The sequence below is a fragment of the Burkholderia sp. GW821-FHT14F03 genome, from assembly GCF_058803765.1.
This window is the reverse complement of record NZ_JBXAPG010000050.1, coordinates 14,046-34,284: the sequence shown is the minus strand read 5'-3', so window position 1 is coordinate 34,284 and position 20,239 is coordinate 14,046. Positions and strand designations below refer to the sequence as shown.

Annotated in this window: 17 protein-coding genes; 10 read left to right on the top strand and 7 right to left on the bottom strand. The window is 72.0% G+C overall.

Annotated features, from left to right (window positions below):
- Window positions 1-172: 172 nt before the first annotated feature.
- Window positions 173-664 carry a GNAT family N-acetyltransferase gene (locus AC1RQF_RS27380; protein WP_273996372.1) on the top strand — a complete coding sequence of 164 codons (492 nt, stop codon included), beginning with the start codon at window positions 173-175 and terminating at the stop codon, window positions 662-664.
- A 272-nt stretch (window positions 665-936) separates the two neighbouring features.
- Here AC1RQF_RS27380 and AC1RQF_RS27375 read toward each other — a convergent pair whose 3' ends face one another.
- Both AC1RQF_RS27375 and AC1RQF_RS27370 read right to left on the bottom strand, forming a co-directional pair.
- On the bottom strand, window positions 937-1,470 hold the full coding sequence (locus AC1RQF_RS27375; RefSeq protein WP_492873371.1) for a cytochrome b: 534 nt from the start codon (window positions 1,468-1,470) through the stop codon (window positions 937-939).
- Window positions 1,470-2,561, bottom strand: coding sequence for a catalase family peroxidase (locus AC1RQF_RS27370; RefSeq protein WP_273996374.1), 1,092 nt, complete (start codon window positions 2,559-2,561; stop codon window positions 1,470-1,472). The genes AC1RQF_RS27375 and AC1RQF_RS27370 overlap by 1 nt, the downstream gene beginning before the upstream one ends.
- 156 nt (window positions 2,562-2,717) lie before the next feature.
- Between AC1RQF_RS27370 and AC1RQF_RS27365 the strand changes: the two genes are divergently transcribed.
- Together AC1RQF_RS27365 and AC1RQF_RS27360 are read left to right on the top strand one after the other, a co-directional pair.
- The gene (locus tag AC1RQF_RS27365) at window positions 2,718-3,239 is read left to right on the top strand and encodes a sigma-70 family RNA polymerase sigma factor (RefSeq protein WP_252987964.1); all 522 of its coding nucleotides are present in this window, start codon (window positions 2,718-2,720) and stop codon (window positions 3,237-3,239) included.
- The gene (locus AC1RQF_RS27360) at window positions 3,236-3,991 is read left to right on the top strand and encodes an anti-sigma factor family protein (protein ID WP_492873370.1); all 756 of its coding nucleotides are present in this window, start codon (window positions 3,236-3,238) and stop codon (window positions 3,989-3,991) included. Before AC1RQF_RS27365 ends, AC1RQF_RS27360 begins: the two co-directional genes overlap by 4 nt.
- Window positions 3,992-4,222: 231 nt before the next feature.
- On the opposite strand, the gene AC1RQF_RS27355 is transcribed toward AC1RQF_RS27360, so the two are convergent.
- Both AC1RQF_RS27355 and AC1RQF_RS27350 read right to left on the bottom strand, forming a co-directional pair.
- On the bottom strand, window positions 4,223-5,284 hold the full coding sequence (locus AC1RQF_RS27355) for an NAD(P)/FAD-dependent oxidoreductase (RefSeq protein ID WP_492873369.1): 1,062 nt from the start codon (window positions 5,282-5,284) through the stop codon (window positions 4,223-4,225).
- A 445-nt stretch (window positions 5,285-5,729) separates the two neighbouring features.
- Window positions 5,730-6,326, bottom strand: coding sequence for a TetR/AcrR family transcriptional regulator (locus AC1RQF_RS27350; RefSeq protein WP_492873368.1), 597 nt, complete (start codon window positions 6,324-6,326; stop codon window positions 5,730-5,732).
- A 161-nt stretch (window positions 6,327-6,487) separates the two neighbouring features.
- Here AC1RQF_RS27350 and AC1RQF_RS27345 point away from each other — a divergent pair, with 161 nt between their 5' ends.
- The 7 genes from AC1RQF_RS27345 (at window position 6,488) to AC1RQF_RS27315 (ending at window position 13,239) form a co-directional block, all read left to right on the top strand.
- On the top strand, window positions 6,488-7,525 hold the full coding sequence (locus AC1RQF_RS27345) for an alpha/beta hydrolase family protein (protein WP_492873367.1): 1,038 nt from the start codon (window positions 6,488-6,490) through the stop codon (window positions 7,523-7,525).
- Between the two features lie 48 nt (window positions 7,526-7,573).
- Window positions 7,574-7,738, top strand: coding sequence for a hypothetical protein (locus AC1RQF_RS27340; RefSeq protein WP_273996380.1), 165 nt, complete (start codon window positions 7,574-7,576; stop codon window positions 7,736-7,738).
- Window positions 7,739-7,970: 232 nt separating this feature from the next.
- Window positions 7,971-9,245: a TAXI family TRAP transporter solute-binding subunit gene (locus AC1RQF_RS27335; protein ID WP_492873366.1), complete on the top strand. Its 1,275-nt coding sequence runs from the start codon at window positions 7,971-7,973 to the stop codon at window positions 9,243-9,245.
- A 23-nt stretch (window positions 9,246-9,268) separates the two neighbouring features.
- Window positions 9,269-10,069: a class I SAM-dependent methyltransferase gene (locus AC1RQF_RS27330; protein WP_492873365.1), complete on the top strand. Its 801-nt coding sequence runs from the start codon at window positions 9,269-9,271 to the stop codon at window positions 10,067-10,069.
- A complete protein-coding gene (locus AC1RQF_RS27325) occupies window positions 10,066-11,667 on the top strand; it encodes a transporter substrate-binding domain-containing protein (RefSeq protein WP_492873364.1) in 1,602 nt (533 codons plus the stop codon). The genes AC1RQF_RS27330 and AC1RQF_RS27325 overlap by 4 nt, the downstream gene beginning before the upstream one ends.
- Window positions 11,654-12,298 (top strand): ABC transporter permease subunit, encoded by a 645-nt coding sequence (locus tag AC1RQF_RS27320; protein ID WP_273996384.1) that lies wholly within the window; start codon window positions 11,654-11,656, stop codon window positions 12,296-12,298. The genes AC1RQF_RS27325 and AC1RQF_RS27320 overlap by 14 nt, the downstream gene beginning before the upstream one ends.
- 128 nt (window positions 12,299-12,426) lie before the next feature.
- Window positions 12,427-13,239, top strand: a complete 813-nt coding sequence (locus AC1RQF_RS27315; protein ID WP_273996385.1) for a hypothetical protein — start codon at window positions 12,427-12,429, stop codon at window positions 13,237-13,239.
- Between the two features lie 43 nt (window positions 13,240-13,282).
- On the opposite strand, the gene AC1RQF_RS27310 is transcribed toward AC1RQF_RS27315, so the two are convergent.
- From AC1RQF_RS27310 to AC1RQF_RS27300, 3 genes are all read right to left on the bottom strand, one after another.
- Window positions 13,283-13,963: a hypothetical protein gene (locus AC1RQF_RS27310; RefSeq protein ID WP_273996386.1), complete on the bottom strand. Its 681-nt coding sequence runs from the start codon at window positions 13,961-13,963 to the stop codon at window positions 13,283-13,285.
- A gap of 232 nt (window positions 13,964-14,195) precedes the next feature.
- Window positions 14,196-18,416 carry a non-ribosomal peptide synthetase gene (locus AC1RQF_RS27305; RefSeq protein ID WP_492873363.1) on the bottom strand — a complete coding sequence of 1,407 codons (4,221 nt, stop codon included), beginning with the start codon at window positions 18,414-18,416 and terminating at the stop codon, window positions 14,196-14,198.
- Window positions 18,413-20,239 (bottom strand): non-ribosomal peptide synthetase, encoded by a 1,827-nt coding sequence (locus tag AC1RQF_RS27300; protein WP_492873362.1) that lies wholly within the window; start codon window positions 20,237-20,239, stop codon window positions 18,413-18,415. The genes AC1RQF_RS27305 and AC1RQF_RS27300 overlap by 4 nt, the downstream gene beginning before the upstream one ends.

Sequence of the window (20,239 nt, the reverse complement as noted above, 5' to 3'; positions counted from 1 at the left end):
CGATAAAACACGCATGCGGCGCTGGCGCGCAACGGCTGAAGGCGCGCGCGCCGCATGCATGCCGTGCACGGTCCGCTGAGCGAATTTCAGCGCAGGGCCGGCGCGCGGCGCGTACCATGCAAGACCCGCGTTTCCCGCAGTCCGGGGCTGCTTTTTCGTCGAGTCGAATCGTATGTCCGATCCTTGCTTCCGCATCGTTTCCCCGCACGATCTCGCGTCGTGCCATGCCATCGAGGCGTCCGCCTACGAAGGCGACGAAGCCGCCACCCGCGAGAAGATCGCCACGCGGATCCGCCGGTATCCGGCCGGCTTCCTCGTGATGGAGCAGGACGGCGAGGTCATCGGCTTCATCAACAGCGGCTGCGCGCATGAGGTCGTGATGTCGGACGAAGCGTTCAAGGAGCTGGTCGGGCACGATCCGGACGGGCCGCGCGTCGTGATCATGTCGGTGGCGATCGATCCGCGTCACCAGGGGCGCGGCCATGCCACGCGCATGATGCGCGCGTTCGTCGAGCGCATGAAGGCGCTCGGCAAGCGCACGCTGCATCTGATGTGCAAGGACCGCCATGTCGCGCTGTATGAGCGGCTCGGCTTCCGTTACGAACGGCCCTCCGCGTCGACGCACGGCGGCATGGCGTGGCATGAAATGAGCATGACGCTCTGAGGGTTCGAAAGGGGATGCGGCCGGCTCGACTGCCGGTCGCCGGCCCTGCGTACGCGATGTCCGGTGGCGATCCGGGCGCATTCACGCTCGATGAAATCGACCGGAGCCTTCGGCGACGGGAATCGCCGACGCCCGATGTCCGGCGCCCGATGTCCGTGGATCGAACCCGGTCTGCCGAGACGGCGCGGTGACGTCGGCCGGGCGACACCACCGCGCGTTGCCGACGGCCGCCTTCGGCGACCGTCACCACCGCCGCGAAACGCAAGCCGCCCTCATCCGCGCCCGACCATCGCCCTCAGCACCCCATCCCGCCGGATCAGCCCGTGATAGAGCGCGGCGGCGAAATGCGCGAGGAAGGTCGCGAAGAACAGATAGGCCAACAGCCGATGCGCGACCCTGAGCCACGCAAACGCCGCCGGATCGGCCGGCACCAGCGCCGGCAGCTGCACGCCGCCGCCCAGCGTCACCGGATAGCCGCCGGCCGAGAGCATCGCCCACCCGATCAACGGCATCGCGACCATCAGCGCATACAGCACGAGATGCGACCCGTGAGCGGCGAACTTCTGCCACCCGGGCAGATCCTCGGGCAATGCCGGCGGCGTCGACGCGAGCCGCACCACGATCCGCACGCACGCCAGCGCCAGCACGGCGATCCCCAGGGGCTTGTGGATCGCCACCAGCACCGCATGCCGCCCGGAGACCGACGACACCATCCCCACGCCGATAAACAGCATCGCGACGATCATCGCGGCCATCACCCAATGCAGCACCCTCGCCGGCCAGGCAAATGTCGTAGAAGCCTTCATCACCGTCCCTCCGCACTCAATCGCGCCACGCCCGCCACGCCGGCCTCTTCGCTGGTCCGCCGCAGATACGAATCCGCATAGGCCGCCGACCTCGCCGCCAGCAACGGATCCTCCGATACCTGAATCCCCTGCGGCAGCACCGTCGGGTCGTAGTTCACATCCCGGCACGGCCCGCTGTCCTGCGCCTCCACGCGGTCGAGCACGAGCGTCCCCGCATCGATCGTCGTCCGCTGCGCGGGCCAGACCTTCGTCGCGTCGTCCACCGGGTCGCCGGGTTCCGCCAGCGTGACCAGCAGCTTCCATTTCTGCGCGCCCATCGCCATGCGCTGCGTCACGTCCTGCTGCAACACGTTCGGATCCGCGGCCGTCGCGACGTCCCCGGCGCCCGCCGCCTGCTCCGGCACGACCCGCCACCGCACCGCCTGCCGCCGGCCGTCCGCGTCGACGAAGTAGAACGCATTCAATCCGTAATAACTTTCCGTGACGTAACTCGCGCTCGGCTTCGCCCCCTTCACCCACTGCAGGAACGCGCCCGTCTCCGGATGCCCGCCGAAAAACGCCTTGGCCTTCGCCGGATCGGGCTTGCCCGTCGCCGGATCGGGGTGGGTCGCCACCGTCAGCGCGTAAAACGCCTGCGGCGTCGCCACGGGAAACACGGGCATCGCGTTCATTCCGGTCCGCCATTGCTCGCCGTCGGGCGCGGTCAGCTTCAGCGCGAGGCTGCGGATCGGCACGCTGCTGTCGGCCGCGTAAGGATTCCCGCCCGGCAACGCGAAGCGCCCGACCACCGGCGTGCGCACCGCCTTGAAGAACGGCGCGACCGAATACGCGCTCGCGGCCCCGTTGCCTTCGAAATAGCCGGTCACGCACACGCCCTTCGCGTGATTGCGCCGGTAACCCGGATGAACGCCGCCGTTGGCCTGCAGCGCATCGACGAGCCGCTGCGGGGTCAGACGCGCGGGCGCGAGCCACCCGCCCGCATACCCGAACGCGACGGCCACGCCGGCCACCGCGCCGCCGATCGCGGCCCAGCGCCACCACCCGCGCCCGGGCTCGCGCTGCGGCGAAGAAGAGGAAGAAGATCGCTCCATGAATGTGCTCCCGATCGTCAGATCATTGTCGAACCCGCGTAGGACGCCACCCGCACCGCTTTATTCCACGAAAATTTTTTCCTCTGCTTGATGGAATAATAGACACCGACCGGCGTCTTACGCGGCATCTCGACCCTTTCGGCAACCGGCCCGGCCATGCCCTCCACCGCCCTCGACGACGACGCCTTGCGCGAACTCATCCCCAGGCTGCGACGCTTCGCGCTCTGGCTCGCGCGCGACGTCCACGCGGCCGACGATCTCGTCCAGTCGACGCTCGAGCGCGCGCTGTCGCGCTGGACGAGCCGCCGCGACGACGCCTCGCTGCGCAGCTGGCTGTTCACGATCCTGTATCGGCAGTTTCTCGACGGCAAGCGCAGCGCGAAGCGCTACGCGTGGCTGCTCGGCCGTCTCGGCGACGACGATGAGGCGCACTGGCCGTCCGCCGAGCGCGAGTTCGCGGCGCGCGCGACGCTCGAAGCGTTCGGCCGGCTCTCGGACGAACAGCGCAGCCTGCTGCTGCTCGTCGCGGTCGAGGGCTTCAGCTACCAGGAAGTCGCCGACCTGCTCGACGTGCCGATCGGCACCGTGATGTCGCGGCTCTCCCGCGCGCGCCAGGCGCTGCGCCAGCTCAGCGACGGCGAGCTTCCCGCTCCTTCTCTCCGCCTGATGAAGAAATGAACATCCCTCCGAACGAACACGACCTCCAGGCCTATGTCGACGGCCAGCTCGACGATGACGCGCGCGCCGCGGTCGAGCGCTTTCTCGCGCTGCATCCGGCGCGCGCGGAACAGGTTCAGCGCTGGCAGCAGGACGCGCAGCGGTTGAGGGCGGCGCTGGAGAGCGTGCGCATGCCGGCCGACAACCCGGCGCTCGATCCCGCGGCGCTCCGCGCGCGGCGGACGGAACGCGCGCGGATGCGCCTGGCGATGGCGGCTTCGTTGATTTTCTGCATCGGACTGGGGACGTTCGGCGGATGGCAGGCGCGCGGGTGGAACGCGCCGACGCCCGTCGCGCCGATGAGCGATGCGGTCGAGGCCTACAAGATGATGGTGGTCGATCAAACCGCGCAGGTGGATTACCGGCCGGCGAGCGCGGAGGATTTGCAGGCATGGCTCGCCAAGCGCGTGGGGGCGTCGGCGAGGCTGCCGGACCTGGCCGCGGCCGGGTTCAGGCCGGTCGGCGGGCGCTTGTTCGCCACCGAGCGCGGCGCGGCTGCGATGGTGCTCTATGAGGACGACGCGGGCCGCAAGCTGAGCTTCTACCTCCGGCCGCCGGAATCGGCGCACCGGCTGATGGCGGCCGGGGAGCGGGTGGACGGCGCGTTGCTGGCGCGGTATGGATCGGTGAACGGGCTCAATTTCGCGGTGGTCGGGCCGGCCGGAAGCCTCGGCGAAAAGGCACTCGCGCAGGCGCTCGACCAGCAGACTTGAGCGGCGCGATGCGCGCCGCGCCGTCCGTGCCTGGCAACCGCCGCCGACAAGAACGACGGTTCAGCCTGTCCGGACGGCCGGAACGCAGCATGACCCACTGACTTGCATGGGGACGATGCGCGTCGCGTCGTCCCGGTTGCGCGCGACGCGCGTCGAACACGGGCAGGGACAGCCGGCGCGCGTCGCCCGGCCTTCTCCCGCCGCCCCTCGGCCGGCATCCCGCCCGCCCCGCTAACGCGATCGGCGCGCGCCGGCGAAACGATCGGGACTGCACGGCGCGAGCGCGCGCGGCGTGCCGCCGAGCCGCAGCGCATCGGCGACGAGCCGCCCCACGGCCGCCGCCAGCGTCACCCCTGAATGCATGACCGCGACGTACAGGCCCGGCGCATCGGCGCACGTGCCGATCACGGGTGCGGCGTCGGCCGGCATCGGACGCCGGCCGACCGCGACCTCGCCGAGCGTGGCTCCCTCCGCGCCGCGCAAGGTGCGCCGGACCGCGTCGAGCGCGCGCCCGGCAATGGCCTCGGAGCCATCCGGGCCATCGTCGTCGAGATAGTCCTCGGCCAGCACGAGCGAACCGTCCGCCGCCTCGCGCGCTTCGAAGTCCCGGTTCGACACGATGGTCCGCAGCCGCCCCGGCGGCGCGGCCACCCGGATCCGGATCGCCGGCGACGTGTCCACCGGCAGCACGACGCCCGCCGATGCGGCGAGCGCGGCCGTCCGCACGCCGGCCGCGAGCACCACCGTGTCCGCGTACAACACGCCGCCGTCGACCTGCACGCCGGTGACGCGCGCGCCGTCCCGACACAGCGCGTGCACGCGGGTCTCGCCCAGATAAGCGGCGCGATGCGCACAGGCGCGCTCGACCAGCAGGCGCGCGACCGCTTCCGGTTCGAGCGCGCCCTCGTCCTGCGCATAGCGCGCCCGCTCGGGCGGATCGACCAGGTTCGGCTCCAGCCGGCCGACCTGTTCGCGATCGAGCCACGCGACCCGCGCGATCGGCTCCGCGCCGCCGGCATCGGCGCCGTAGGTCAACGCGCCGCTCCAGTTGACGAGCGGCACGCCCAGCTCGCGTTCGAGCCGCCGATACTCGGTCACCGCGAGCGCGCGCAGCACGGCGGCGGCGGGCGGCCCGTCCGCGCCCGGATTGATCCAGCCGAAGGCGCGCCCGGTCGCGCCCGCGCCCGGCGCGTCCTGCTCGACGAGCGTCACGCGCACGCCCCGGCTCGCCAGGTGATAGGCGATCGACGCGCCGACGATGCCCGCCCCCACCACCACGATCCCGTCCGTCATCCCGTTTCTCCGTGTTGTCGCGCGGCTTGCCCCGTGCCGCGTCTGTCGTGCTGCCGCCGTGTGGTTCTCGGTGTTCTCCCGCGCATGCGGCGAAACACGCGCGGGAATGCCACCGCTTCAAGTCGCCGGATCGTTCAAGCGGCGCATTCTCGCCGCGCGCGCAGGCTCGCCTGCCCCGCACGCCCGGGGCCAGCGGCAGCGCACCCCCGCGCCGCGCCGCCGTCCCGCCCGACGCCCGCCGCACTGGCCGACGAACCGGTTGCGCGCGCATCCATGCGTGTCGCCGCATGACCCAGGCTCGCGACGCTCCCGACGATCAGGATCAGCAACGAGAACATCGCCGTGCTGCACCGGACGCGCACCAGCACGCGCCCGACGGTACGCCAGCGTACTCCGAAAATTCGCTTCATGACGGTGTCCTGTGAAATCGCCGGTATACCTCCGTTCAATGCGCGCGCAACCAACGTTCGATGAGCTTGCGCAGCACCGGCGCATGCGTGCGCACCTTGAACCCCGGCGCGAGCACGATGCGCCCGATCGCGCCTTCCGCGAGGGCGATCAGCCAGGTCGCGGCCAACTCCGGCTTCAGGCTCGCATCGATCGCGCCCTGCGCGATGCCGCGCCGGATCAGCGCCGCCATGCCGTCGGTCACGCGCGCCTCGTTCGCGGCGAACAGCGCGGCGATCTCGGGATTGCGCGACGCCTCGGCCGCGATCTCGATGCTGATGCGCGCATAGGTCGGCTCGCTCCCGAGCTTCATCATCTCGACCGCGATGTCCGCGATCGCCTGCAATGCATCGGCGGCGTCGGCGTGGCGCGCGAACAGGGCGGCCATCTCGCGCTGGTCTTCCTGCGCGATCGCCTCGATGATCGCGGCCTTGCTCGGGAAATAATGAAACAGGTTGCCCGGGCTCATGTCCGCCGCCGCGCAGATTTCCGCCGTCGAGGTGCCGTGGAATCCCCCGCGCGCGAAGCATTCGATCGCCGCGTCGAGAATCCGTCGGCGTTTCGCTTCCACTTTTTCCGGATCGACTTTTCTCATTGCCCACTCCCTGACTGGACGAACATCGCATTCTTTAATAGACTGACTGCTCGATCTATTATTTATCGATGCGCATCGGGGCGTCAAGCGCGCCGTGACAGCCAGGCCGTCCCCGCCGCCATCGAGCATGAACGCCTTTGACCCATTCCTGGAGCCCGTCCTTGAAGAAGACCCTCACCCGCGTCATCCTGCCGGCGCTGCTCGTCGCGTTCGCGTTCGGCGCATGGGCCTGGCGCGGGTTGTCCGATTTCGAGTTGCAGGATGCCGACAGCACCCCGCTGCGCTTTCGCGCCGGCCACGCCGAGCTGGCCGGCACGCTGGTGCTGCCGCGCCACCGGCGAGCAGCGCCGATCGCGCTGCTCGTGCACGGCGACGGTCCGCGCACGCGCTTCGATCAAGACCACTACCTGCCGCTCGTCAACAGCCTGCTCGCGGCGGGCATCGGCGTGTTCTCGTGGGACAAGGCGGGCGTCGGCGACAGCGGCGGGGACTGGCTCGATCAATCGATGGCGGACCGCGCGGCCGAGACGCGCGCCGCATGGCTGCGCGTCCGGGAGGCCACCGCGGGCGCGCATCCGATCGGCCTGCTCGGCTTCTCCCAGGGCGGCTGGGTGGTGCCCCGGGTCGCGAGCGCGTTCCGGCCGGCCTTCTCGGCGATCGTCGGCGGCGCGGTCAGCTGGCGCGCCCAGGGGATGTACTACACGCGGCAGCGGATGGAAGCGCAGGGCGCCGACCGCGCCGCGATCGAGCGCCGCCTGCGCGCCGAATACGCGGACAACGACCGCCTGTTCGGCGCCGCGCACGCGCCGGCCGATCCGCGCGCGCGGCCCGACATCGCACCGCGCCGGTTCCGCTTCATCACGCTCAACTACGCGGAGGATGCGACGTCCGCGCTCGCGACGATGCAAGGCCCGGTGCTCGCGCTGTGGGGTGCGTGGGACCGCAACGTCGATCCGATCGACGAAGCGAACGCCTATCGCCGCGCCTTCGCCGGCCACCCCGACCATCTGGCGGAGATCGCGCCCGGGGCGACCCATGCGCTGCTGCGCGCGCGCTGGTTCGACTACCAGCTCGAATCGGACTGGCCGCTGTGGAAGCAGGCCCTGTTCGCGTGCCTGGGCAGGCGCGCCTACGAACCCGGCGCGCTCGCGCGGCTCACCGGCTGGATCAACGCGCAAGCCGCGCCCGGCGCGGATTGAATCATCTTGTCTCCCGTCTTCGTCCTTTCTTCTTTTCTTGATACCCCAATGAAATCGCTACGCTCGATTTGCTTCGCGTTCCTCAGCGTGTGCCTGTTCGAAGGTTGCGCCACCGGCGTCATGTCGAATCACCCGGAATACACGAACGATCCGGAACGCCGCTCCGGCAACATCCGCCCCGCCCGTCTCGGCGGCCGGCCGGGCTGGCTGTAACGTCCCCCTCACGCGAAACCCACCGGACGCGCCCGCGCGCGTCCCCCGCTCCGCCGGCGGCGCCCCTTCCCCTGCCGCCTCGCCTGCCATCCGTCCCATGACGCCTGCTCCATAGGAACGTCGGCGACGCGCACCCAGAATGGATTCACCGCGCCCTCCCGCGCGGCGCGGACCGTGCATGCCGACGATCCGCGCCACGCACGGCGCGTCCGTCCCGACCGAATCCATCGACATGCGCACACTCTTTCGCCACCTGAAGCGCCCGCCGCTGCTGCCCGCCTTCATCGTGCTGCTGCTCCTCGCCGGCGCGGCCGCGCACGTGCTGCCGTCGCACCACCTGCGCATCGCGGCCGGCCCGGTCGACGGCAGCTATTACCAGACCGCGCGCCAGTACCAGCAGTTGCTCGAGGCGCACGGCTATCAGGTCGACATCGTGCCGATCGCCAACACCGACGAGATCGGCGCGCGCGTGGCCGATCCGCGCGCGCGCCTCGACCTCGGTTTCGTCGCCGACGGCCATGCGGCGGCGGGCAACAGCGCGCTGATCCCGCTCGGCGACATCCAGCTGCAGCCGATCTTCGTGTTCGCGCAGCGCGACGTGGCGACGGCGCGGCCCGACGCGTCGTTCGCGGACCTGCGCGGCCTGTCGCTCGTGCTGCCGCCCGAGCACAGCCTGACGAGCCGCACCCTGCTGCGCATCTTCGCGCTCAGCGGCATCGATGCGGGCAACACCCGCATTGCATTCCTGCCGCTGCACGACGCGATCGAGCGCCTCAAGACCCATGAATTCGACGCCGGCCTGTTCATGCTCGGCGCGGACAGCGCGCTGATGGCGGACCTCGCGAAACGGCCGGACCTGACGCTGATGCCGCTTGCGCAGCGCGAGGCGATCACGAAGAAGCTGCCGTTCCTGAAGGAGGTCCACGTGCCGGCCGGCATCTACGACCTGCAACGCGACGTGCCCGAGCGCGACGTGCCGCTGCTCGCCGCGACGATCTCGGTGGTCGCGCGCAGCGACCTGCCGCCCGCGACCGCCTACGCGGTGCTCGCCGCGATGCGCGACGCGCACCGCGCGGGCAGCTACGTGAACGGCCCGGGCGAATTCCCGCGCGACTCGGGCGGCGCGGGCCAGACCAACGGCTTCGTCGACACCTTCTACGCGAGCGGCGTGCCGTGGATCTACGCGCACCTGCCGCCCGCCCTCGCGAGCGTGATCGACGCCTATCTCGCGCCGCTCCTCGCGCTCTGGCTCGCGACCAGCGTGTTCAAGGTCATCGGCGAACTCGAGAAGATCCGCCGCATCGGCGTGCATGCGCTCGCTCACGGCGCGCTGTGGTGGCTGCGCCGCCGCGACGCGGCAAGCCGGCCGCTGTCCGCGCGCGCCCGGGCGCTGCTGCAACGCATCGAGACCGGCATCGAGAACGAGCGGCAGGACATCGGCGACCTGCTCGCCGAGCTGCGCGCCGCCCGCGTCCTGCACGAGACCGCGCTGCCCGCGCGCGGCTGATCCCCTCGCCATCGGAGCCCTGCATGCTCAGTCGATACATCGCCGACCAGATGCGGCACACCTACGACCGCTATTTCAGCGGCCAAGGCTATCGCCGCCGCTACCCGCGCCCCAACGAAGCGACGCTCGACTATCTGCTCGCGAACGGCGCGCGCGAGGCGGCGCGGATCCTCGACTTCGGCTGCGGCAACGGCCGCTATGCGCTCGCGCTGCTGGCGCTCACGCCTGCGCGCGTGACCGCCTACGACATCTCCGGTGCGTCGCTGCGCGAATTCGAGCACGCGCTCGCCCGCACGCCCCACGCGGATCGCGTGTGTTTCGTGCACGACGATCTCGCCGCGCTCACGCGCACCGGCCCGCATGATCTCGCGCTGCTGCTGTTCGGCGTGCTGTCCCATCTCGGCGACCGCGCGGCGCGCATCGACGCGTTGCGCCGGCTGCGGATGCTGCTGCACGACGACGGACGGCTGATCCTGTCGGTGCCGTCGCGCCGCCGCCGCCGGCCGTTCGATCTCGCGCGCTGCGGGCTCATGCGCGCGCTCGCGCGGGCCCGGCCGCCGCTCGACGAACCCGGCAGCGTCGCGTTCACGCGCCGCGTGGCGGGCGAAGCGCTGACCTTCTTCTACCACCTGTACACGGTCCAGGAACTGCGCGACGAACTGGAGATCGCCGGCTTCGCGCTCCGCCATTGCGAGGCCGAGAGCCTGCTGCCCGAGTGGTGCGTGACGCGTTCGCCCCGCCTCGCGCGCCTTGACCGCGCGCTCGCGCGCCGGCTGCCGCCCGCGCTCGGCTACGGCATCCGCGTGCTGGCCGTCGCCGTATGAAGCGCCCGCCGCGCGCCGGCTGCCTGTGGCTCGCGGCCTGCCTGCTGCTCGGGGCGGGCGACGCGCGGGCGGCCGACCGGCTCGCCGCGATCCGCGAACGCGGCGTGCTGGTGGTCGGCGTGAAGACCGACTATCCGCCCTTCGGCATGCTGGCGGCCGATGCGAGCCAGCAGGGCTTCGAGCACGATCTCGCGGCCGACCTCGCGCACCGGCTCGGCGTGCGGCTGCGCACGCTCGGCGTAACCAGCGTGAATCGCCTGCAGGTGCTGAACGACGGCCGCGCCGACGTGACGATCGCCACGCTCGCGGACACCACCGCGCGCCGCCGGATCGCGACGCTGGTGGAGCCCGACTACTACGCGTCGGGCGTGACGCTGATGGTGCCGCCCGCGAGCGAGATACGGACCTGGGCCGACCTGCGCGGCGCGACGGTCTGCGCGACGCAGGGCAGCTACTTCAACCGGGCCGTGGCGCTGCGCTACCAGTTGAACCTGCAGGTCTACGGCAACGGGCGCGACGCGAAGCTCGCGGTGCGCGACGGCCGCTGCGCGGGCTGGCTGTTCGACGACGCCGCGATCGCGGGCGACCTGCGCGATCCCGCGTGGCGCGGCTACCGGATCGCCTTGCCGTCCGCGCTGACGACACCCTGGGCCCTCGCGATCGCGCGCGACGCGGCCGGCGATCCGCTCGCGCGCTTCCTCGGCGACGCGGTGGCCGACTGGCACCGGCAGGGCACGCTGCTCGCGCTCGAACGCAAGTGGCGCCTGCCGGCCTCGCCGTTTCTCGCGGCCATGCATGCGCTGTGGACCCACCGCACGCCGGACGGCGGCTATCTGTGCGCCCGCCTGCCCGACGGCGGCTGGCCGGTCGCATGCCGCAATCCGGCCTTCGTCACGGCCGAGAACGTGACGGGCCTGCGCCGCTGGGGCCTGAGTGTCTACGAGCGCACCGGCGTCAACCTGACCTACGTCTACGACGACTACGAGCGCGCGGCCTTCCTGCATGCGCTCGGCCTCACGCTCGCGCTCACGCTGTGCTGCATCGCGGGCAGCGTACTCGGCGGCGCGGGGCTCGCGCTCGCGGCCGCGTGCGAGCTGCCGCTGCTGCCCGCGATGCTGCGCGGGCTCGCGCTCGTGGCGCGGATGACGCCGCCACTGCTGCAAACCTATGTGCTGATGTTCGGCGTCGGCGGTCTCGCGGCCGCGCGCTGGCACTGGCGCTTCGATGCGTTCTGGGTGGTCGTGCTCGCGCTGAGCGCGTGCACCGGCGCGGGCGTGATGCGCGCGCTCGACGACGCGGCGGCGCGCGAGCGCGTGCGCACGCCCGGCTTCCGGCTGCGGCCGGCCACGCTCGGCATCGCGCTGCGGCGCGCCGCGGCGCCGCTCACGGCGCTGCTCGTCAACGTGACCAAGGCGACCATGATGGCGAGCGCGATCGCCGTCCCCGAGCTGCTGTCGGTGTCGACCTCGATCATCGTCGAGCACGACAACGCGGCGACCATGATGAACACCCTGACCGTGTGCTTCGTGCTGGTGGTCTGCGCGGTCGTCTGGGCGCTGAACCGGATCGAACGGCGGCTCGGCGATGAACGCGGCTGACCCCATCGCCGCGCGCCTGATCGCCTGGACGCCGTTCCTCGCGGGCGGCTTCCTGTGGAACGTCGCGATCGCGCTGGCCGCGCTCGCGATCGGCACGTCGTGCGGCGCGCTGCTCGCGCGCCTGCGCGCCTCGCCGCGCCGCGCGCGGGCGCGCGCGGGTCGCGCCGCGACCGCGTTGCTGCGCGGCATCCCGACCTTCGTGTTCCAGTTCTATCTCGCGTTCGTGCTGCCCGACACGCTGACGCTCCCCGCGCTCGGCCTGCAGGTGCCGCTGCCCGCCTGGCTCAAGGCCGCGCTGGCGCTCTCGCTCGCGGTCGCGGCCTTCGTGTCGGACAGCCTCGCGCGCGCGCGGCGCGCAGCGCCGGCCGCGCGCCGTCAGGCGCTGCCCGCGCTGGTGTCGGACTGGGGCAGCTTCAGCGTGACGATCGTGATGGCGTCGTCGACGGCCTCGGTCATCGGCGTGCCGGAACTGGTGAGCCGCTGCAACACGCTCGTCGCGCTGCCCGGCGGAAACAGCGTGATGCTGTGGGTGTACCTGTATGCGATGGCGGGCTTCTTCCTGTTCTGCTGGTCGGCGACGGCGGCGATCGGCGCGCTCTCACGCGCGCTCGGCCGGCGCGTCCTCAGTTGATTCGGGATTCGCCTCGCCGGCCTGATTTCGATTAAACGATCGCCTTCGCGCAAATGCGACCATTCGGTCCGGCACGTCGTCGAAGCACCTATTTTCCCGCTGTAGACATCACCAACCAGGAGCGCACCATGAAAATGAAACGCATCATGTTGATCGGTATTCTGACGGCTTTCGGCGTGGTTCGATCGGTCGCGATGGCCCAGGTCACGACCGAGGTGCAGCAAGCGCCGCCGGCGCAGGGCAGCGATTATCCGGCCGGCCAGTACAAGATCGCCTTCAGCAACGACCGGCCTTCCCAGCCTTATGCGAACCTGGACAACTACAACACCGCGCTCACGAAATCGGGCAGCGGACTCGATTATCCGATCGGCGTATCGCGGCATCACATCATCCCGTACAACACGATCCGGGATTTCTTCAATCTCCTCTGGCAAAGCCAGTCGCGAACGGCGCTCGCCGGCAAATACTTCACCATGCTCGGCAACCACATTCCCGACTACGCGAAGATCGGCGGCGGCAACGCGGCGGCGGCGGAGCAGGCGTCGACCTTCGCGAAGCGGCTCGGCAGCGGCTACGTGAAACCCGGCGGCGCCACGACCGCGCCGGGCACCGACGATTTCCTCGAATACGTCGCCTGGATGCCCGGCAACCTGTTCATCGGGCCGTCGGGCCAGTTCCGCACCGATGATCCCGGCGAGAACTTCGAGACCAACGCGAAATACATCATCGGACAGAAGCGCTTCGATACGCTGGTCGCGATCCGGGATGCGATGGTGGCCTACCAGGCCAATCCGACCGACGCCCGCGTGACCGAGATCGCGAAGAACCTCGAAAGCGTCGCGCAGATCACCCGCGTGCAGCCGCTCGTGAGCACCGACTGGGTCAAGACCGGCACGAACAAGTACGCGATCGATACCAGGAAGACCATTCCGCCCCGCTGAGCGGGCCCGCCGCGCCGCGGGCCACGCCCGCGGCGCGCGGCGCTCACTGCCGCGCGACCTGATCCTTCCACCAGTCGGACTGCGCGCACTTGCGATAGTCGATGAACCACTTCATGTAGGTCTCGTAGTGGCGGTCCTGGTACGGATTCGTCACCACCCGCATGTGATAGTGGAAGCCCGTCAGCAGCGGCACGTAGTCGAGCCGGTCCTGCTGGTCGTGGCGCTTCGCGTACACAGCCTGCTCGAACGGGATCGGCGCGGCCGCGCCCTCCTTGTGCGCGATCGATGCATTGAGCGTGCCGTCGACGATCGAGCCGTCGAGCAGCGTGATCCAGCAATGCGCGTTCGCCGGCTCGTTCGCGATATAGCCGTCGTCGAGATCCGCATGCAGCGACGCGAGCGTCGTCGTGAAATAAGGCGCGCCGTCGAGCAGCACGTTGCCGATCGTGATCGCGTGCGGGATCTTCATGTTCATCAGGATGTAGGACAGATCGCGCGCGACCAGATAGCAGCGCCCGGGCAGCGCCGACGTGTCCTCGAGCCAGCCGTCCGAGAAATCCTCGACGACTTTCTCGCGCACCGCCGCGAGATCGACGGCCAGCGCGGGATCGAACGCCAGCCGGGTCTCGTATTCGGACAGGCCGATCGCGCGCGAGCGGGTCATCGCCGCGTCGAGCGAGGCAAGATAAGTGTTCTGGGTAGCGTGGGCAACCGCTGTCGTCATGCGCTCCTCCTTTCCGGATCAAGGTGCTGCTTCGTTCTCGCGGCCCGGGCCGCGCCGCAGCGCCGCCCGAGCCGCCTCGCATGCGCGCCGTCCGGCCTGCTCGGCCGGCCCGACGCGCGCTGTCACGTCCGCGCCGCGCGCCCGCTTGCGGGCCGCGCGATGCGGGTCATTGCGTTGCGCGCACAACCTGGCGCGCGATTCGGCATCCGACGCCGCCCCCGGTTCGCGCGTCTCATGCGAGCCAGTCGTGCAGGATCGCGGCGACCTCGGCCGCCTGCGGCTCCGCCAGCATCGTGATGTGGTCTCCCGGCGCGGTGGCCGCGATCACCGGGCCCGAGGTCAGCGCCGGCCAATCGAGCAACGGGTCCGCGAACGCGCGCGCCTCGTCCGCGTCGCGCGCCGCGCTCGCGTGGTCGGCCGCGCGGATCAGATGAATCGCGCCGTCGTAGCGTGCGGGCCGGTAGTCGCGGATCGCCTGCTGGCTCGCCCGCTGCACCGCGAGCACCCGGTCCACCAGCGCCGCCCCCGCATCGGCCGGCAGCAGACCCGCCTCGCGCATCAGCGCGAGAAAGCGGTCGCGCTGCGCCTCCGCCGACAGCGCCAGGAACGCGTCGGCCGACAGTTCCAGATCGATGTCGCCGAAGCGTTCGAGCACGCGCACCCGCCGCAACAGCCATTCGCCGTCGTCGACGACGGGCGCGGGGCGGTTCGCCTCGATCGGCGCGGGCGTGTCCATCACGATCAGGCGCGCCACCGGCAGGCCGCGCGCGCGCAGCTGCGACGCCATCTCGAACGCCACGAGGCCGCCGAACGAATGCCCGGCCAGCAGGAACGGCGGCGCCGGCTGGACCGCCAGCAAGGCGTCGAGATGGCGCGCGGCCAGTTCGGCCAGGCTCGCGCAGGGCTGCGTATCCGCGTCGATGCCGGGCGCCTGCAGGCCGTAGACCGCGAACCGGCCGGGCAGATGCCGCACGAGCGGCAGATAGCCGAGCAGGTTGCCGCCGAGCGGATGCACGCAGAACAATGGCGCGCCCGGCCCCGGCGCGCGCAGCGCGACGAGCGGCGACCAGCGCGCGGCGGCCGGCGCATCGCGCAGCAGCCGGGCCAGCGCCTCAATGGTCGGCGCGGTCACCAGCGCCGAGACCGGCAGACGCCGGCCGAACAGCGGTTCGAGCGCCGCCAGCAAGCGCACCGCGAGCAGCGAATGGCCGCCGAGCGCGAAGAAATCGTCGGTCACGCCGAACGCGCCCGCCGCCGGCAGCATGCCGCGCCATAGCGCGAACAGACGCGCCTCCGTATCGTCGCGCGGCGCGACCGCGGCGCGCGCGGCTGCCCGCGTGAGGTCCGGCGCGGGCAGCGCGCGATGCTCGACCTTGCCGTTCGGCCCGAGCGGCAGCGCGGCGAGCGCCACGATCGCGCCCGGCACCAGATGCGGCGGCAGGCGCTCGCGCAGCCAGCGCCTGAGCGCCGTCTCGTCGAGCGGCGCACCCGCGTCGGCGCGCGGCGTGACGTAGGCGGCCAGATAGCGCTCGCCGCTCTCGTCCGCACGCGCGACCACCACCGCGGCCGCCACCGCCGGATGCGACACGAGCGCCGCCTCGATCTCGGCGGGCTCGACCCGCATCCCGCGCAGCTTGACCTGCCGATCGCGCCGGCCCAGGAAATCGAGCCGGCCGTCCTCGCGCCAGCGCGCGCGATCGCCGCTCGCGTAGCAGCGCGCCCCCGCCTCGTGCGCGTGCCGATCCGGCGCGAAGCGTTCGGCCGTCAGCGCCGGCGCGCCGCTGTAGCCGTGCGACACGCCGACGCCGCCGATATACAGATCGCCCGCGACGCCGATCGGCGCGCGCGCGCCCTGCGCGTCGAGGATGCGCACCGCCATCCCCGCCATCGGCCGCCCGATCGTCAGGCTGTCCTGCGCCGGCGTGAACGCGCCGATCGTCGCGCATACGCTCGCTTCGGTCGGCCCGTACGCGTTCAGGAAACGCCGCCCGCGCGCCCAGTGCCGCGCCAGATCGAGCGGGCACGCATCGCCCGCGACGACGAGCGTCGCCAGCGCCGGCAAGGGCTGGGGGTCGAGCAGGCGCAGCACGGCGGGCGGCAGCGTCGCGACGCTGATCCGCTCGTCGCGCAGCACGCCGCCGAGATCGTCGAGCAGCCGCCCCGCTTCGGCGAGGCACAGCGTCGCGCCGCTCAGCAGCGCGCTGAACAGCTCGCTCGTGGACGCATCGAAGTTCAGCGATGCGAACTGCAGCACGCGGCTGTCCGCATGGATGCCGAACGCGTCGATCTGCGCGAGCGCGAGATTGCACAGGCCCAGGTGGCCGATTCGCACTCCCTTCGGTTGCGCGGTCGAACCCGAGGTGTAGAGCACGCACGCGAGCGGGTCGGCGCCGCCGGAGGCGGCGGACACATTGGACGCATTGGACACATTCGGCGCCGCAGACGCGGCCACGGCCGCTGCCACGGCCGAGGATGCCGAAGACACGGATACCGCCGCCGTCGCCGCAAGCACCGCCTCGCGCGGCGGCACCGTGATGCACGGCGCGTCGCCGAGCGCGTCGCGCAGCCCGACCGGCAGCGCCGCATCCGCGCGCGTGAGCAGCGCGGCGAGCCGGGTCTGCGTCGTCATCGCGCGCAGGCGCTCCGGCGGATATGTGGGATCGAGCGGCAGATAGGCCGCGCCGGTGCGCAGCACCGCCAGCACCGCGACCACCATCTCGAACGAGCGCTCGACGCACAGCCCCACGATCGCGCCCGCGCCGATGCCGCGCGCCGTCCATTGCGCGGCCACCTGCTCGACCCAGCGTTCGAGCGCGCGATAGTCGAGCGTCGCGCCCGCCATCGACAACGCGATGCGGTCCGGCGTGCGGCGCGCCTGCGCGGCGAACAGCGCATCGAGCCGGCACGGCGCGCGCGCCGGCGCGGGCGGCCCCGCCTCGAACGCCGCGAGCCGCGCCGTCTCGTCGTCCGCGAGCAGCGGCAGCCGCGCGCAGCGCGTGTCGGGCGCGGCCAGCGCCGCATCGAGCAGCGTCGTCAGCTGGCCGAGCAGGCGCTGCATCGCGTCCTCGCTGAACAGCGCGACCGTGTAGTCGAGCATCGCATACAGCCCGTCGGGCCGCGCGGCGATCACCAAGGTCAGGTCGAATTTCGCGGCGACCGGATCGGTGTCGATCGATTCGAGATCGACGCCCGGCAGCGCGAGCGCGCCGGCCGGCGCGTTCTCGAGCACGATCGCCGCCTGGCACAGCGGCGGCCGCGCCGGATCGCGCTCGGGCGCGAGCGCCTCGACCACCCGCTCGAACGGCGTGGCGCCATGCGCGTACGCGGCCTGCGCGACGCCGCGCACCCGCTCCAGCAATGCACCGAACGTCGGATCGCCGGACAGGTCGCAGCGCAGCGCGAGCGTGTTCACGAAACAGCCGACCAGCGTGTCGAGGCCGGGTTGGTCCCGTCCCGCGACCACCGTGCCGAGCACGATCTCGTCCTGTTCCGCCTGCCGCGCGAGCACCACCAGGAACGCGCTCGCATACACCATGAACGGCGTCGCCCCGTGCCGGCGCGCGAGCGCGTCGATCGCGCCCGCGAGCCGCGCCGGCAGCTTGCGCCGCACTCGCGCGCCCGCGATCTGCTGGCGCGCGGGACGCGGCCCCCGGGTCGGCAGGTCGAGCACCGGCAGCGGCGCCGCGAGCGTGCGACGCCAGTGGTCGAGGTCGGCTTCGCGCTGCGCGTCGCCGGCCGCGCGCGCGACCTGCAGCAACGCCTCGGCCGAGGTCGGCGGCGGCAGCGCGCGCGCATCGCCGTCCGCATAGAGCGCGGACAGCTCGCGCATCAGGATGCCGATCGACCATTCGTCGGCGATCAGGTGGTGGATCGCGAACGCGAGCCACCAGTCGTCCGGTGCGCGGTGCACGGCGACCGCGCGCAGCAGCGGCGCGCGCGCGAGATCGAAAGGCTGCGTGACGGCGTGTTCCAGCGCCTGCCGCGCGCGCGCGCCGGCCTCGTCGGGCGCGAGGCCCGCGACGTCGACCCGGTCGAACGGCACGTCAACGGCCGCCGCGATCGTGAGCACCGGCTGGCCGGCCTGTTCGAGCACCGCCGCGCGGCAGAACGGATGGCGGGCCGCCAACCCGCGCAGCGCCCGTGCGAAGCGCGCGGCGTCGAACGCCCCGCGCAGCCGGAAGCGGCCCGTCATCAGATAGGCCGGATGGCCCGGCGCGAGCCGGTCGAGATACCACAGGCTGCGCTGCGCGAACGACAGGGGCAGCCGGCCCGCGAGCGCGCGGCCCGCGCCGCCGCCGAGCGCGGCCAGCACCGCGTCGCGCCGCGCGCGCACCGCATCGCGCAACGCGGGCGTGAACTCGCCGGACGCCGCCGCGAAATGCAGCCGCTCGCCATCGGCGACGAGCGCGATGCCCGCCTCGCCGAGCTGCGCCAACAGCTGCGCGACGCTCACAGCTCGCCGATCTCGAGCGCGTCCGCGCCGGGCGTCGCGCCCAGCGTGTCGATCTGGCGCGCGAACGCAGCCAGCGTCGGGCCCGCGAAGAAATGCCGCAACACCAGCGCATCGCCGAACTCGCGCCGCACGCGCGACATCATCGACATCACGAGCAGCGAATGACCGCCGATGCGGAAGAAGTTGTCGTCCACGCCGATCCGGTCGCGGCCGAGCACCGCGGACCAGATCGCGGCCAGGCGGCGCTCGGTGTCGGTGCGCGGCGCGGCCGTGTCGGCCTGCGCCGCGTCGGCCGCCGCGACCGGTTCGAGCGCCGGCAGCGCGGCCCGGTCGAGCTTGCCGCTCGCCGTGCGCGGCAGCGCCGCGACCACGACGAACGCGCCCGGCACCAGCGCATCCGGCAGGCGCGCCGCGAGCCACGCGCGCAGCGCGGCTTCGTCCACGCCGTCGGGCGCGGTCACCCAGGCCCGCAGCGTCAATGACCCGTCGCCGTCGGGCAGCGCCGCGACGCCGGCATCGCGGATCGCCGGATGCGCGCGCAGCGCCTCCTCGATCTCGGCCGGCTCGACCCGCACGCCGCGGATCTTCAGCTGCGCATCCTTGCGGCCGAGGAACTCGTACACGCCGTCCGGCCCCAGCCGCCCGAAATCGCCGGTGCGGTACAGCAGGTCGTCCGGATCGCCGTCGCCGTGCGGGTTCGGAATGAAGGCGGCCTCCGTCAGATCGGGACGGTTCAGATAGCCGAGGCTGCGATACGCGGTGCGGATATGGATCTCGCCCACCACGCCCGGCGCGCACAGCGCGAGCGCCTCGTCGAGCAGCAGCGCCTCGGTGCCGTCGATCGGCCGGCCGATCGGAATCGACGCGCGCCGCCGGTCCTCGTCGCGGATCCGGTGCGCGAACTTCACCATCGTCGTCTCGCTCGGGCCGTACAGATTGACGAGCGCGATCCGCTCACCGAACACCGACAGCCAGCGGTCGGCCGCGCCCGGCGGCACCACCTCGCCCGCGAGCAGGACGTGGCGCAGCGCCGGCAGGTTGGCCGCGCGCAAGGGTTCGCCGAGCAGGCCGAAGAACAGCGACGGCACGCCGTGCAGCAGCGTGATCCGCTCGTCCTCGAGCCAGCGCAGCAGCGCGGCCGCGTCGAACAGCGCATCGCGGCGCGGCGGCGCGACCAGCGTGCCGCCCGCGCACAGCGGCACGAACAGCTCGCGCAGCACCGCGTCGAAGCCGGTGGCCGTCAGCTGCGACACGCGCGCGTCCGGGCCGATCCCGAGCGCGCCGATCTCCCAGCGGATGAAATGATCGATCGCCTTCAGACGGCCGACGATGCCCTTGGGCCGCCCGGTGCTGCCCGAGCTGAAGAACACGTAGCACGGCGCGTCCGGGTCGAGCGCGAGGCCCGGCCGGCCCGCCGGCCCCGTGACCGCCTCGTCGATCGTCAGCAGCGGCGCGCCGCGCGCCAGCTCGCGCGCGGCCACGGCCAGCTCGGCGTCCGCGAGCAGCAGGCGCGGCGCGACCTCGTCGACGATCGCCTGGCGCCGGGCGGCGGGCAGGCGCGGATCGAGCGGCACGAACACCCCGCCCGCCTTCAGCACGCCGAGCACGGCGCTCACGAAGCGCACCGGATCGGCGGCCAGGATCGCGATCGTCTGCCCGACGGCCACGCCGTCCGCGCGCAGGCGGTTGGCGAGCCGGTCCGATTCGTCGTCGAGCGTCGCGTAGGCGACCTGTCGCGCGCCGTGCGCGATCGCGATCGCGTCGGGCGTGCGCGCGGCGACGTCGCTGAACCAGTCGTGGATGAACGGCTGCGGTGTGCGCAT